The sequence below is a fragment of the Nocardia altamirensis NBRC 108246 genome (assembly GCF_001612685.1).
Taxonomy (GTDB): Bacteria; Actinomycetota; Actinomycetes; order Mycobacteriales; family Mycobacteriaceae; genus Nocardia; species Nocardia altamirensis.
In genome coordinates, this window is the sequence record NZ_BDAY01000014.1 from 89802 (window position 1) to 104569 (window position 14768).

Consider the following 14768-nt stretch of genomic DNA (forward strand, 5'->3'; position numbering starts at 1 on the left):
GACTGCACTGTCGAGCTCCTATGCTTGGAACGAGAGTTTTACTTTCGCGCAGAATTAAGGTTAGGCTAAGCATATGCTTAGTTACCCTGAAGGGGGAGGGGCCGTCATCGTGACGGGCGCCGCAGGGGGCATCGGCCGGGCGGCCGCAGAGATCTTCGCGGCCAGGTCGACAGCTCCGGTGGTGCTGTGGGATCACGATCCGGCGGTGCACCGCACTGCGGCCGATATCCGGGCGACCGCAGCAGGATGCACAACGCACGCGGACCAGGTCGACGTCACCGATGCCGACTCGGTGGACCGTGCGTTCGCCGCGGTGGCCGAGCGGTTCGGTCGCATCGAGTCCGTCGTGCATGCGGCGGGTGTGCTGGAAACCGGCGAGGTATCGGAATTGACCGGTGCCCAATGGGATCGGTGCCTCGCGGTGAACGCCACGGGGACCATGCACGTGACCCGCAGGGCCGCCGCGGTGCTCGCCGCGGCAGGCGGCGGATCGATCGTGGTCGTCACCTCCAACGCGGCAACAACGCCGCGCGTCGGCATGGCCGCGTACGGCGCGTCCAAAGCGGCGGCAACGGCATTCGCCATGGCGCTCGGGCTCGAAGTGGCCGCGGCGGGCGTCCGGGTGAACGTGGTGTCGCCAGGCTCCACCGACACCCCCATGCTGCGCGGCATGTTCGCCGAGGGCGGGGTCGAACTCCCCGAGGCCGCTCGTGACCGGGTCCTCGCCGGTGACCTCGGCAGCTTCCGCCTCGGCATTCCGCTGCGCCGGGTCGGGCAGCCCGAGGACGTCGCCGAATCCATCTACTTCCTGACGTCCGACCGTGCTCGGCACATCACCATGCACAACCTGCGCGTCGACGGGGGCGCGACCTTCGATGCCTGACTCGACCGTTTCGTCTGCCAGAACAGGAGATCACCGTTGGCCATCCCGCCGATAGCCCCGTACTCGCTACCGACGCGCGCGGACATCGCGTCGAATCAGGTGGCGTGGTCGCTGGATCCGTCGCGCGCCGCGCTGCTCATCCACGACATGCAGCGGTACTTCATCGACGCGTATGAGTCCGATCGCGACCCGATCCTGACCGCAACCGCGAACATCCAGCGCCTGCGCAAGCAGTGCGCGGACGCGGGCATCCCGGTGATCTACACCATGCAACCCGGCGACCAGCACCCCTCTCGGCGCGGCATTCTCGCCGATTTCTGGGGCAGCGGACTCGCCAACGGACCCGCCACCGAGGTCATCGCCCAACTGTCCCCGGGCCCCGGCGATATCCAGGTCACCAAGTGGCGCTACTCCGCGTTCCAGCGGACCGACCTGCGCGAGCTGCTGAACCACTACAACCGCGATCAGCTCGTCATCACCGGCGTATACGCCCACATGGGCTGCATGCTCAGTGCCGCAGACGCGTTCATGAACGACATCAAGCCGTTCGTCGTGCTGGACGCCACCGCGGATTTCGGCCGCGACGAGCACGTGATGGCGATGAACTACGTTGCCCGCCGCTGCGGCGCGGTGACAACGACCGACGCGCTCGAAAACGCGCTGCAGCACTCGAATGCGGCCTGAGATGACCGAGGTCGCCACCGACGAGATCGTCGACGTCGCCGGAATCGGTTTCGGGCCGTCGAATCTGGCCCTGGCCATTGCGCTGGAGGAACACAACCAGAGCCTCCCGCCCGCGCAGCGGCTGACCGCACGGTTCGTCGAGGCCAAGGAGCGCTTCGCCTGGCATCCCGGGATGCTGCTGCCCGGCGCGACGATGCAGATCTCGTTCCTCAAAGATCTTGCTACGCAGCGCAATGCGCGCAGCCGGTACAGCTTCCTGAACTATCTGCAGGAACACGAGCGGCTGACCGACTTCATCAACCTGCAGACCTTCCGCCCGACCCGCCTCGAGTTCCAGGACTATCTGCGGTGGGCGGCGCGGACGGTGTCCGCCGCGGTCGACTACGGCACCACGGCTGTCGAAGTGACCGCGGCCGGTGAGTGTTTCGAGATTCGGCTCGAAGGCCGCGCCAGCGGCGTGTTGCGAGCGCGGAATATCGTGGTGGCAGTTGGTCTTTCGGCTCGGCTGCCGGAGGGTGTGACGGCGTCGGCACGGGTGTTCCACAGCCACCATCTGCTGCCGCAGCTCGAAGCGCTTCCGCCGTTGCGGCACAACAGGTTTGTGGTGATCGGGGCAGGGCAGAGCGCCGCGGAGGTGGTCGGGCACCTGCACCAGGGTTACCAAGATGCTTGTGTCCATGCGGTTTTCGGCAAGTACGGACTCAGTCCGGCGACCGACAGCCCGTATGCGAACCGGATCTTCGACCCCGCCGCGGTCGACGACTTCTACGCCGCGTCACCGGAGTTGCGCAGGCAGTTGATGAGCTACCACCGCGGCACCAACTATTCGGCGGTGGAGCCGGGGCTGATCGATCAGCTGTACGCGCACGAGTACGCCGAGCGGGTGGCGGGCAACCGGCGCCTGTTCATGCACGGCGCCTCGACCGTCGCGATGGTCGAGGAGTCGAACGGCGAGGTGCGCGTCGATGTGACGCACGGCCCGACCGGCCTCACCGAGACATTGCAGTGTGATGCTGTGGTGTGCGCCACGGGCTTTCGGCCCGGCGATGTCCGTGCCGTGCTCGGCGAGGTCGCCGCCTCGGTGGCCTTCGAGGCCGAAGGCGCACAGGTGACACGGGACTACCGGCTGGTGCCCACCGCACCGCTGCCGGGTGATATCTATCTGCAGGGCAGTGTCGAGCACACCCACGGGTTGTCGTCGTCGCTGCTGTCCAACATTGCCGTGCGTACCGGGGAAATCGTGCGGTCGGTCGCCCGTTCGGCGGCCGCCGCTCGAGTCGATCGCTCCGGTGATCGGGCAGGGAGGTAGCGCCGCGCACGAGGCATGCGCTGCCACCGGCGCCACTGCCGACACCTCGTTGCCGAGCCGGGCATTCGAGGCGATGACGCACGTCACAGGCCGTTCGACCGGCGAAAACGACGGTGTTGAAAGTTTAGGACTGCCTACCCTAAGCTCGCCGCGTCCCGACCACACCAACAAAGGATTTACAGAATGTCGATGAGGAACCTAGCCGCGACAGCCATCACGCTGATCGCAGCGCTCGGTGTTGCCGCGGGCACCGCTGGCGCTGACCCGGCCGCCGACCAGGGCGCGGTCAACTTCACCGCCGAGGCCGTCGACACGACGTCCGTGATCAAGACCGATGCGGGCTCGATGGTCGTCGAAGACGGCGTGTTCAAGATCAAGGCCGCCAACGGAACCACCGTGGCAGGCAGCGAACTCAAGTTCCGGGTCGACGAGTTCGAGTTCCCGATCGTCGCAGACATCTCGGGCCGCACGGCGTCGCTGACTCCGCAGTTCGACATGGCACACGCGACCTACAAGCCGGTCGCCCTGCCCTTCGAGGACAGCGCACCGTGGAAGACCCCGTACGACCGTGAGCAGGCCGCCTGGTCCCGCATGACCGGCACCATCAGCCTCGGCGCGGCCATGGGCACCCTGATCGGTGGCCTCGGCGGCGCGGCCGTCGGCTGCGTGCTCGGCGGTGTGATGTCCACCATCGCGGCGATGGCGACCATCATCGGCCTGTTCGGCGCCTTCCTCCCCGCCGCGGCGGTCGGCTGCCTCTTCGGCATCGTCTCCGTCGGCGCGCTCGGCACCGTGGCAGGCCAGATCCTGGTGACCGCACCGGTGGCGATCGGCGCGGCGATCCAGTACTTCACCACGATCAACCAGCCGTTCAACCCGCCGGCCGCCCCGGCCAAGTAAAACCGGTGTGCCGCTGCATGTTCAGTAGGTAACACCCAGAAACTGCCTAGTGGCAGGCAAACGGTTCGGCGGGGTCACGCGTTCGGAGGCAAAACCCCGCCGAGCCGTCTTTTTCGTCGATAGTGGTTGGGGCCCTTATCGATTCAGCTGTTCGGCGGGGTGGTCGTGCAGGTGGGGCGCTGCGTATTGGTCGGGTCGAGCGTGTTGAGCACGAGCTGAGCGACCACCCTGTCGTAGGGCAGCAGCAAGTGGTCGGTCAGGTTGTTGGCGCAGTACTCCTGGATGAGATGGTTGGTGACCTTCGGCGCCTGCAGGAACCCGCTCGAGTACGGCACGATGTACTCGTCGTGGCGGGTGATGATGTTGGTGTAGTTGACGCCGGGCACGGCGGCGCTGCCCTCGTTGAGCTTGCGCAGGAAATCCGAGCCCGCCTGAATCTGCGAGCAGGAAGCGCACACCGGCTCGACGACGGACCGCGGTGGCGGCGTCAGGCCCAAGCGGCCGACGAACGCGGTGAACAAGGACGCGAACGCGGGCGAGGTCGTGCCGTTCCAGCCGGGGCCGATCGACACGATCCTGGCGACCTTGTCCGCGCCGCCGAGCACCTTGGTGTAGTAGGCGGAGACCAAGCTGCCTTGCGAGTGCGCGACGAGGTCGACCTCTTGCGCGCCGGTCGTGGTCCGCACCCGGTCGACGAACTCGCGCAGTTGCTGGGCGCTCTGCTCGATCGGGGTCAACCCGCCGAGTTCGCCGAGGGGGCCGGGCATGTCGGGGAGGGTGCCGTAGGTCGGCGCGAACACGCAGTAGCCGTTGTTCGCCAGCAAGGGGGCCATGGCCCCCCAATCCAGCCGCACCGTCTCCGGCCCACCGTGCACGAGCACCACCGGATTGGGATGCTCCGGCGATGGCGCACACGACCAGTCGTTGGCGCCGGGCGGCGGCGAGCCGGGATGATCGTTCTCGAAGGCCACCGCATCGCTGAACATGTAGGAGACTGGAAGCGGAGCCCGCGATCCGCCCGGATCGCCCGCCGCGGCAGGCGATGTCAGCACTCCGACGATGATCGCGGCAACGGTTACGCAGACCCTGGGGGTTAGGCGCATATGGACCCCTTTCTGGTCCAGAGTCCAGACCACGGATGTTGCCGGACCATGGCCGCAGAAAAACAGACCGGTTGCTATCTTGTTGATTTCGTGTCTGCCGTGCTTCAGGTGGTTGTCCGGACTCCCGTGTGTATCAGCACATACGCGGTCGCGGCTTCGAGTTAACAAGGGCTACACAGTGTTTGAGGTAGGACGAAGGGTGCGCCAGTGAGTGAACGGGAAGAACAGCTCGCCAGGCTGGCCCGCGGCTGGGACGAGGCGGTCACCGGATACGAGTCCTACTACGTCCCCCGGTTCGCGCCATGGGTGCGCGACGGAGTCAACGCGGTGATCGCCGCGGCGATACCAGAAGGGCCGGTGCTCGTCCCGTGCTGCGGCACGTTCCCGGAGCTGGACGCGCTGGTCGCGCAGTTTCCCGACCGCGAGATCGTCGGCATCGACCTGTCCGCGGGCATGGTCCGGCGGGCCAGGGAACGTGCGGCGGGCCACCCGCGGGTGCGCGTCGTCGAAGGTGATGCCTCCACCCTCGATCCCCGCTGGACGGGCCGGTGCGCCGCGGTGGTGTCGATCTTCGGCCTGCAGCAACTGCCCGAGCCGGATGTGGCGCTGCGCTCGTGGACGGCGGCACTGCGGCCCGGTGGCAGGCTGTCTGTTGTCTTCTGGCCGAGCAACACCGAATCCGAAGGCCCGTTCGCGCTGCTGTCCGAGGTGCTGCGCGCACGGATACCGGCGGGCGACCAGTCATGGGAGCATCGGCTGGTCGACTCGATGACCGCGGCAGGCGCCGCCACCGCGCGGGACGAACTGCGCACGCACCCGATGACCCACCCCGACGCCGCCACCTGTTTCCACGCGCACACCAGATCGGGTCCGTTACGCGCGCTGGCCGATGCACGCGGCTCCCTCTTCATCGATCAGCTGCGCAACGACTTCCTCCACCGCGCCCCAGCAGGCCCGTGGACCCACCACCCGCGCGCACGCCACCTCGTCGCCGACGTCGCGGACGGGGTTCGGCCCGAAACGCTATAGGGCAGAACGGGTTCGAAAGCCACGGCGCAGCAGCGTGCTGCCGACGCCGATCACCCAGACGGTGGCGAGGCCGGTGCAGGGGAGTGCCACCTGCGTCGCCGAGCACTCAGTTCGCGGCGAGCGGGCCGTTCGCGCCGAAGGCGATATCGGCGAACCGCGTACCGATGCGGCGGTGCGTCGCGGTGTCCGGGTGCAGCTCGTCGGGCAGCGGCAGTTCGGCGTAGTCCTGTTCCCCGTACAGCGTGCGGCCGTCCAGGTAGTGCAGGTTCGAGTCCTCGGCCGCACGCTGTTTGACGATGCGGGCGAGCTCGTCGCGGATGACGTTGAGCGTCAGCTTTCCGGCCGCGCGCTCGGCCGGGTCGCCGGTGGCGCGGAATCGCACACGGGTGCCGTCGAATTCGAGGGCGCCCGGACCGGGGGTGTCCTCGTGGATCGGGCAGAGCACGGGGGAGACGACCAGCAGCGGCGTGCTCGGATGGCCGTCGCGGATGGTGTCGAGGAAGCCGTGCACCGCGGGGGTGAAGGCGCGCAACCGCAGCACGTCGGTGTTGGTCAGGTTGATGCCGATCTTCAGGCTGATCCGATCCGCGGGGATGTCGCGGATGGTGCGGGCGACGAACGGGTCGAGCAGGCTGTTGCCGCGCAGGCTCAGGTTGATCAGCTCGACACCGCCGCGGGCCGCGGCAACGGCGGGCCAGCTCGCGGTCGGGCGGTCGGCGTTGGCGCCGTGGCTGATCGAGCTGCCGTGGTGCAGCCAGACGAGGCGTCCCCGGTCCGCTGCCTGCTCGACGGCTGCGTCGCTGCGTAAGGCGACCAACTCGGTGATCTCCGTGTGCGGCAACCAGATCTCGACATCCTTCGGTGCGGCGGACAGGCCGGCGAACCGGACGGTGCCGACCGAGCCAGGCTCGGTGACCGTGGACTGGGTGGCCATGTCGACGAGGTGACGGGTGCCGCCCGGCACGTGGCCGTGTCCACTCGGCTGTCCGTCCACCAGCAGTTCGTACAGGCCGGGCGCGGGCTCGGGGGCGCCCCGGTAGACGGTCCGGGTCGGCAAGGCGTCCAGCTCGATGACGGTCGCCGCGGTCCGGAACGCCAGTCGCACGCCGGTGGGCTGTGCCTCGACCATCCGCAGATAGTCGTCGGGGAACTGCTTGCGGGCCCAGGCGGGCAGCCGGTGCGGCAGGACGCCGGTGGCGGTGTGTTCCAGGTCGGTGGCGCCGTGCAGGAGCGTGGAAGTGATGGGAGTGGTGATCAATTCGACGCGGGTGAGTCCGGTGACCGTCGCGTGCACGTTCCCCTCGATGCGGCCGAAGGCGTCGGCCGGCAAGTCGGCACTGGTCATGGTCGAGTCCAATCGTGCAGGGGCGGCGGTTATTCCACCTCGGGTGATGCGATCCACAGTAATGGGGGTGTGGCTATCAGTTGGCAACGGTCGGCGGGCCTCGGTCCTGGGGAAATGCACAAGCATCCTGGTCTGTCGGCCAATTCGCGGTGTGCCCGCGATTGCTCGATGCGGTGAATTTCGACGGAGCCCGCCGTGATCGGCGCGTTAACAACGGGAGTCGCACGGCGTAGCAATGGACCGTTTGGGCCGTCGCTATTACTCTGACCGAGCGACACCGTCGGTAATGACAAAACTCGGGAGTGTGCCAGGCTCGGATATCACCGGTATTCACAGGAAAACTCTGACGGAAACAGACAATTCGACGCCTGCCACGCGATCAGCGGCCGGGCGGATCGATACGTGCCGAGGCCGAGGTTGGCGAAGTGCCACACCGAAAGTGCCTGGCCTGAGGCTTGTTCGGCTCGACAGACAGTCCAGGATGGGTGAGCTGGCCATCCGGGACCCCGCGCAACGCGGACCAATGCAATTCATATAGAACATGCAGATGTCGACGGCGCTGTCGAACCGGCTCGGCCATTTCTAATTACGAGTTAAGTTCCGCTTAACGGCCGCGCGTTTGAAATGTAGACACCATAGAATTCCCGCGATGCAGTGGAGGTAGGACACCAGTGGGCAGAAGACTTTTCCGGCAGGCGAGCAGTGGCAGGAAATTCCGGTCGCTGCGCGCCGCGTTGGGCGTGCTGACGATGGGCGCGGTCATGGTCTCCGCGGGCACGGTGACCGCCAGTGCCCAGCCGGTCTGGCCGAATCCGGACCCGGACCCGTTCTACGCGGCGCCCGCCGACATCGGCAGCAAATCCAACGGTGACGTGCTCAGTGTCCGTCCGATGCCGGGACTGTGGTTCTTCCCCGGCGCCAAGGTCACCCTGGTCAAGTTCCGCTCGACCAACTCGGCGGGCAAGCCGATCGCCGCGACCACCACGGTGCTCACGCCGCTGCTGCACCGCGCCGACGCGCCGCTGCTGAGCTTCCAGCACATCATCAACGGGCTCGGCACCCAGTGCGCCATCTCGCACGGCCTCTACGCCAACGACCCGAACTTCATCGTTCCGTTCGCGCCTGCGTTGAACGTTGCGCTGCAGCGTGGTTGGAGCGTCGCGCTGCCCGATCACCTCGGCCCCAACAGCGCCTACGGTGCGGCGAAGCTGGGCGGCAAGATCACCCTCGACGGCATCCGTGCCGCACAGCGACTGCCGGAACTCAGCCTCGGCAAGAGCCCGGTCGCGCTGTCCGGCTACTCCGGTGGCGGCATGGCGACCGCATGGGCGGCCGCGCTCGCGCCGAAGTACGCGCCGGAACTGAACATCGTCGGTTCCGCCCAGGGTGGTGTCCCGATGAACCTGACCACGATGGGTTGGGCGATCGGCCACAACAAGCACCCGGCGTTCGGTCTCGGCATGGCCGCCGTGGTCGGCCTGGAGCGCGAATACCCCGACCGGTTGCCGATGAGCAGCGCGTTGAACGATCGTGGCATCGCCGCGGTCAACGCCATCGCCAACTCCTGCACCAATGACCTGCTCGCGAAGGGCGTCGGCCACGACCTCGACGAGTACGCGAAAGACTTTGTGCTCGCCAACGACCCGAAGGCATGGGCGGTCGCGGACGAGAACAGCGTCGAGCTCTACGACGGTATTCCGCAGACGCCGATCTTCGAATGGCACTCGCCGCAGGACAACGTCATCCCGCTCGACGCGATCGTCAGCACGAACCGTCGGTACTGCAACGCCGGTGTGAAGGTGCAGGCCGAGCTCTACCCGACACCCGACCACCTGACCGCCGCCGAGCTCGGCATTCCGTCGATGCTCAACTGGCTCGACGGACGGTTCCGCGGGGTGCCCGCGCCGAGCAACTGCTAGCACCTACTCGGCTCTGATTCCGGCGCGGCCGGTCGACGCTCTCGTTGCGTCGGCCGGCCGCGGTGCGTTTCGCGGTCGAACAGTCCGCTCGCACACGCGGATTCGACTATCGAGTGGTGAGCGCGATGACTTCCGCGGCATCGACCAGCAGTGCGTCGGGGGCCTGCTTGCCGGTGATCGCGAGATAGGAGTCGACCAGCCGGTTGCCGACGGCGTAGCCCGCTCCGGTCGGCAGGCCGACCGGGTTGCCGCCGAACTTGGCCGCGATCGCGTCACCGAGCACGTACGAGGCGAAATTCTCCATCCCCCGGATATCAAGCCCCGCAACAACTTTGTCGTACACCGCGTCGTCGTGCAGCGACGGCGTCCCGATCCTGGCGTAACCGAGATCGCCGTGCAGATGCCGGGCGAACGCGTCCGCGAGCCCCTCGCTGACGACGTGCTCGCCGACCGTCACCGTCGCCGGATCCCACCGCACGTTGCTGTAGCGCAGGTTGTGGTTCAGCTCGTGCGCGGCCGTCGCCTCCAGCCGCGCCAGGTTCTCCGCGCTCGGCCAGAACGCGAACCACAGGTATCCCGACATGCCGCCACTCGCGGTCATGCCGAGCGCCACGTCCATGAAGTGCGCATCGGAGTTGTCCCCCAACACGATCAGCGCCGTGATGTCGGGAACCACGATGTCCGGCGTCGCCGCCAACTGCACCGCGAGCGCCGCGTTCAGCGCCCCCTCGATCCGCTCCCAGGCTCCTGCCTCGTGCAGCGTCGTCAGCCCGGCCAGCGCGCCCTCGACCTCCCGATCGACCCGGAACCCACTGCTCATGTGATGCACCTGCACCAAGTCCTGCGCGCCAGGCATGTACTTGTACATGTCCGCGATCGGCTCGAGCATCGCCTGCAGGAGCGCGGGGCGATCGGCAAGCGGCGCCGTCAGGATGGCGCGCATCGAGCTATAGCTGTCCAACACCGTGATCGTCACGCCCGAAACGCTAATCCCTGACGCACGGTCAAGGTCAACCCATTTACTGCGTGTCCAACCAGGGTCGAGGGCACCTGCCAGCCGACACGGTGGGTCAGCCTTCGCCCGCTGCGATGTAGCCCATTCCCTGGAAATAGGCGAGACAGGGTGTTACTGTAAACGTGTGTCACATTAAACATTGAGTCGGATATGAGGTAGACGTCATGGCAACTCAGTCGGCAACGGCGCCGTCGAGCACCGCGAAACAGGGCACCTACGCGGCCATCTTGACGACACTGTCGGAAGGGTCGGTGAACAAGCACTTCGACCCGTATATCGATATTGACTGGGAGTCGCCCGAGTGGGCGATCATCCCGAACGATCCGCGCTGGATCCTCCCCGCCTCCGCCGATCCGCTCGGCGCGCATCCCTGGTACCTGGCGCTGCCCGAGGACCGCAAGATCGAGATCGGGATGTGGCGGCAGGCCAATATCGCGAAGGTGGGGCTGCAGTTCGAGCAGCTGCTCATCGGTGGGGTGATGAACTACCTGTTCGCCAAGGTGCCCAACGGATCTCGCGAATTCCGTTACCTCAACCACGAGGTCGCCGAAGAGATCAACCACACCCAGATGTTCCAAGAGATGGTGAACCGCATCGGCGCGGACGTGCCTGGCATGGGCTCGGTGATGCGGCTGCTCGGATCGCTGGTGCCGCTGCTCGGCCGCTACTTCCCGACGACCTTCTTCGTCGCCGTCCTCGCGGGCGAGGAGCCGATCGACCACGTGCAGAAGTCGATGTTGCGCGGCGGTGAGACCGTGCACCCGATCATGCGCGACGTGATGCGCATTCACATCGCCGAGGAAGCACGGCACATCTCCTTCGCACACGAATACCTGCGTCACCGGGTCCCCGAACTGGGCTTCGTCCAGCGAAGCACCCTGTCGCTCGCCTATCCCATCATCATGTTCATCGCCTGCGACCTGATCGTGAAGCCGCCGCGCTCGCTGTTCAGCGAGTTCGACATTCCGCGTCACATCCGCCGAGAGTTGTTCTGGCGCAGCCCAGAAGCTCGCGCTCGCCGCCGCGACTACTTCGGCGAAGCCCGCATGCTCGCCACCGACATCGGCCTGATGAACCCGGTGGCCAAACTCCTCTGGCGCACCCTCCGCATCGACGGCAGCCTCGCCCGCTACCGCGGCGAACCCATCCGCACCGCCGCCTGACCCACCCCCACCCTGAGCACGGCCGCACCCCTCGGCGGCCGTGCTCAGTTGTCTGCACTCCACACCATGTCGCGCCGAATCGTGGGGGTGTTTCGGCCTGGGCCGAATGTTGGTGCGTCCGTCGACTCTTCGTTCATAGGCTGGCTGAGCAGCGACAATGAGGAGTACGGACATGGTGAAGGATGTGGCGGTGCCTGGCCAGGGTGGCCTTGCGGTGGCGGTGGCGCGGATGGTCGATCGGCTCGTGGCGGAATGGACGGCGGGGCAGCAGCGGTTGACATCGACACGGTCCCGTAGCGGCGACGCTGCGGCGACGAGCCTGCGGGAGCGGCCGAACGCCGAGGATCTGTTGATGCGGGTGGATCCGTTGATCGCAGTTCGGTGGCGCGGTTCGTGGTGAGCGCGCGTACGTTGAGACGGTATCGGGTGACGATGATGCGGGGCGATCGATGAAGCGAATCTTTTTGACACCGGAGGATTTGCTGCGTGTGCGGATCGGTGCGCCGCTCGGCGCTCTCGGCGAGACGATGCTGGCCAGCCGGATCGTGCAGCGCAAGAACGTGGCTGGGTTCTCCGGCTGGCGCAACCAGGTGCGTGCGTCGATTCCCGCCGACTTCGGTGTGCTCGCCGACATTCTGCCCGTCGACGACGGGTTCCTCGATCTGATCACGCCGACCCGCGGTGCACGCTCGATGTCCGCGGGAATCGAGGCGTTGCATCTCGCCTCCCGCATCGAACTGCGCAACGAGGTCGACAACGTCATCCGGCACCGCGCCGAACTCGGCCGCACGCCGATGCCGAACTGGATCGAGGAACTGTCCGGTCGGGACGGCGCGGCACGCCAGCAGGTCGCGTCCGCCGTCGAATCGTTCCACGCGGTGGCCTTCGGCGGCCGGTGGGCGCACATTCAGGCGTACCTCGAAGCGGCCGCCGAACGGATGGCGCGCACCATGGCCACCGAAGGCGTCGAGCAGATGTTCGCGGGGCTGCACCCGCACGTGCGGTGGCGAGCACCCATCCTCGAAGTGCGACGGCATATGGCATGCCACAACGAAAACCCCGAGGGCAGTGGGCTGATCATCATCCCCTCGCTGTTCGCCTGGCCCGAACCGCTCACGCTGCACTCGACCGTCGACAAGGACTTGCCGCTGACCCTGGTCGTTCCGGTCTTGCGCGATATCGGCGATTTCGCCGCGGTCTGGGGTCCGCGCCCGACCAACGAGGCGTTGACCGCCCTGCTCGGCCGGACCAGGGCGGGTGCACTCCAGGTGATCGCGGAAGGCTGCAGCACGACCGAACTTGCACGGCGACTTGGTGTTTCACCGGCGACGGCCAGCGAGCACGCGTCGATCCTGCGCGAAGCCGGACTCGTCGACAGCTGGCGGCATCGCAATGCGATGCGGCACGAGGTGACGACGCTCGGCTCCGCATTGCTCGACGGCGATCTCGGCAGCAGTGCGCGGATCGCCTGACGTCTCGACGGCGGCCTCGGCAGTGGCTGATGCCTCGTCCGAAAACCGCGTGAGTTCTGGGTGGCGATGATCTAGCGTTCGGTCAATGGATCGAGTTGTCGGGGCCGGTGATCGAAGGGCCCTTGCGGCTGCTGCCGTCACCGTGGTGCTGTGGGCGTCCGCCTTCGTGTTCATTCGTGCTGCGGGAGCAGACTTCTCGCCGGGTGCGCTGGCGTTCGGTCGACTGCTGACCGCGTCGGTCGCGCTGGTGGTGATCCTGATCGTCACCGGGGAGGGGATGCCCGCGCGTGGTGCGTGGCGCGGCATTCTCATTTCGGGCGTGCTGTGGTTCGGGGTGTACATGGTGGCGTTGAACTGGGGTGAGCGCTACCTGGACGCGGGCACCGCGGCGATGGTGATCAACATCGGGCCGGTGCTGATCGCACTGCTTGGCGGGCTTGTGCTCGGCGAAGGCTTTCCGTCGCGGCTGATGGCGGGAATTGCCGTGTCCTTCGGCGGCGCGATCGTGGTCGGGCTGTCGAACTCCGGTGGCGGCAGCGCGGCGATCCTGGGTGTCGTGCTCTGTCTCACCGCCGCCGCGGCATGGGCGATCGCGGTGGTTGCCCAAAAGCCAACGCTCGCCCACGCATCGGCGCTTCAGGTAACCACCGGCGGTTGCGTCGTCGGCACCATCGCGTGCGTCCCCTTCGCGGGCCAGCTGGTCAGCGAAGCAGCCGTTGCCCCGCTCTCGTCGACCCTGAGCGTCATCTACCTGGGCGTATTCCCCACCGCGCTGGCGTTCACCACCTGGGCCTACGCTCTCGCCCGCACCACCGCAGGCAAAATGGGCGTCACGACGTACGTGGTCCCCGCCCTCGTAGTCCTGATGTCCTGGATCGCCCTCCGCGAAGTCCCCACCCCGCTGGCCGTAGTGGGCGGCCTGCTGTGTCTGGCAGGCGTAGCCATCACCCGCTCCCGCCCCACCGAACCCGAAGACGCCCCACCCCCGCGCATCCCCAACCGCACCTGACCCGCCGTCGGCCGCGCTCGCCTGCCCGGCGCTGAGCCACCCTGTCGCGAGTGGCACATGGCTGCGGCGAAGTGCGAGAAGAGCTCTCCATGGTGTGCCACTCGTTGGCGGCGAGGCTGGGGGAGATGGGTCGCCTACCATGGGCGCTGCTGACGACCTCGAGTCGGCGGATCTTGTGCGAACCGATGGGAAGAGGCGGGCGTGATAGGGGATCGGGAGGCGCGCAGCGGTCGGGTGGGTACGCGGCGGCGTTGGGTGCGCGGGTTGCTCAGGGCGGGGGTCCTCGCGGTGACCGGCCTTGTGGTGCTGGTGGTGGGGGCCAACGTTCGGCTGTGGATGTTGTCGAACGGGCATCGGTTCGAGGTCGGGGCGGCGCCCTCGGTCCCGGTGGTGATCGTGCCCGGCGCGAAGGTGGGGCCGGATAGTAAGCCGATGGCGTACCTGCGTGGGCGGCTGGACGTGGCGATCGAGCTGCTGCGAGCCGGGAAGGCGCGCGAGATTCTGGTCTCCGGTGATGCGGCGGGTACCTCGGGTGATGAAATCGCCTCGATGACAAAGTATCTCGCGGATCATGGGGTCGACCCCGCGCTCGTCCGCACCGACGGCGCCGGGCTGTCCACTCGCGCGACCTGCGAGCGGGCCAGGGAACTGTTCGGCGTCGAACGCGCGATCATCGTCACCCAGCACCGGCATGTGCCCCGCGCCGTCGCGCTGTGCCGCGCCGCGGGCATCGATGCCGACGGAGTCACCGCCTACTGCGAGTGCCGCTGGACAACGCTGGTACGCAACAACATTCGCGAATGGCTCGCGGCCCCCAAGGCTGTCGTCGCACTCCTCCTCGACTAACCCCAACGTTCACAGCAGGGGTGCGAACCTCGGCCGTGCGCACGATCTGCCTGCTGGTCTGGTGGGATCACAGAGGGTTCCTACTATTCAC

General features: G+C 67.2%; 14 protein-coding genes. 11 read left to right on the top strand and 3 right to left on the bottom strand.

What is annotated here, in order from left to right; translation table 11 throughout:
• Positions 1 to 73: 73 nt before the first annotated feature.
• The 4 genes from NA11_RS09715 (at position 74) to NA11_RS09730 (ending at position 3776) form a co-directional block, all read left to right on the top strand.
• A complete protein-coding gene (locus tag NA11_RS09715; protein ID WP_069161480.1) occupies positions 74 to 883 on the top strand; it encodes an SDR family oxidoreductase in 810 nt (269 codons plus the stop codon).
• Positions 884 to 919: 36 nt separating this feature from the next.
• Positions 920 to 1567 carry an isochorismatase family protein gene (locus tag NA11_RS09720; RefSeq protein WP_069161481.1) on the top strand — a complete coding sequence of 216 codons (648 nt, stop codon included), beginning with the start codon at positions 920 to 922 and terminating at the stop codon, positions 1565 to 1567.
• A gap of 1 nt (position 1568) precedes the next feature.
• Positions 1569 to 2876 carry a lysine N(6)-hydroxylase/L-ornithine N(5)-oxygenase family protein gene (locus NA11_RS09725; RefSeq protein ID WP_069161482.1) on the top strand — a complete coding sequence of 436 codons (1308 nt, stop codon included), beginning with the start codon at positions 1569 to 1571 and terminating at the stop codon, positions 2874 to 2876.
• 183 nt (positions 2877 to 3059) lie between these two features.
• Positions 3060 to 3776, top strand: coding sequence for a DUF8020 domain-containing protein (locus tag NA11_RS09730; protein ID WP_069161483.1), 717 nt, complete (start codon positions 3060 to 3062; stop codon positions 3774 to 3776).
• Between the two features lie 143 nt (positions 3777 to 3919).
• On the opposite strand, the gene NA11_RS09735 is transcribed toward NA11_RS09730, so the two are convergent.
• Positions 3920 to 4879 (bottom strand): esterase/lipase family protein, encoded by a 960-nt coding sequence (locus NA11_RS09735; protein WP_069161577.1) that lies wholly within the window; start codon positions 4877 to 4879, stop codon positions 3920 to 3922.
• Positions 4880 to 5086: 207 nt separating this feature from the next.
• Here NA11_RS09735 and NA11_RS09740 point away from each other — a divergent pair, with 207 nt between their 5' ends.
• Positions 5087 to 5908, top strand: coding sequence for a class I SAM-dependent methyltransferase (locus tag NA11_RS09740; RefSeq protein WP_069161484.1), 822 nt, complete (start codon positions 5087 to 5089; stop codon positions 5906 to 5908).
• 106 nt (positions 5909 to 6014) lie between these two features.
• Here the strand turns inward: NA11_RS09740 and NA11_RS09745 are convergent, their stop codons facing one another.
• Positions 6015 to 7253: a GDSL-type esterase/lipase family protein gene (locus tag NA11_RS09745; protein WP_084654427.1), complete on the bottom strand. Its 1239-nt coding sequence runs from the start codon at positions 7251 to 7253 to the stop codon at positions 6015 to 6017.
• Between the two features lie 749 nt (positions 7254 to 8002).
• Here NA11_RS09745 and NA11_RS09750 point away from each other — a divergent pair.
• Positions 8003 to 9172, top strand: a complete 1170-nt coding sequence (locus NA11_RS09750) for a lipase family protein (protein WP_069161579.1) — start codon at positions 8003 to 8005, stop codon at positions 9170 to 9172.
• 106 nt (positions 9173 to 9278) lie between these two features.
• Here the strand turns inward: NA11_RS09750 and NA11_RS09755 are convergent, their stop codons facing one another.
• Positions 9279 to 10148 (bottom strand): DUF2268 domain-containing putative Zn-dependent protease, encoded by an 870-nt coding sequence (locus NA11_RS09755; RefSeq protein WP_069161485.1) that lies wholly within the window; start codon positions 10146 to 10148, stop codon positions 9279 to 9281.
• Positions 10149 to 10351: 203 nt separating this feature from the next.
• Between NA11_RS09755 and NA11_RS09760 the strand changes: the two genes are divergently transcribed.
• From NA11_RS09760 to NA11_RS09780, 5 genes are all read left to right on the top strand, one after another.
• On the top strand, positions 10352 to 11350 hold the full coding sequence (locus NA11_RS09760) for an AurF N-oxygenase family protein (protein WP_069161486.1): 999 nt from the start codon (positions 10352 to 10354) through the stop codon (positions 11348 to 11350).
• 172 nt (positions 11351 to 11522) lie between these two features.
• Complete coding sequence (locus NA11_RS09765; protein ID WP_069161487.1) at positions 11523 to 11750, top strand: hypothetical protein; 228 nt, start codon at positions 11523 to 11525, stop codon at positions 11748 to 11750.
• Positions 11751 to 11799: 49 nt separating this feature from the next.
• The gene (locus tag NA11_RS09770; RefSeq protein WP_084654429.1) at positions 11800 to 12822 is read left to right on the top strand and encodes an ArsR/SmtB family transcription factor; all 1023 of its coding nucleotides are present in this window, start codon (positions 11800 to 11802) and stop codon (positions 12820 to 12822) included.
• 85 nt (positions 12823 to 12907) lie between these two features.
• On the top strand, positions 12908 to 13831 hold the full coding sequence (locus NA11_RS09775; protein WP_069161489.1) for a DMT family transporter: 924 nt from the start codon (positions 12908 to 12910) through the stop codon (positions 13829 to 13831).
• A 201-nt stretch (positions 13832 to 14032) separates the two neighbouring features.
• Positions 14033 to 14677, top strand: coding sequence for a SanA/YdcF family protein (locus tag NA11_RS09780; protein WP_245745801.1), 645 nt, complete (start codon positions 14033 to 14035; stop codon positions 14675 to 14677).
• Positions 14678 to 14768: the final 91 nt, after the last annotated feature.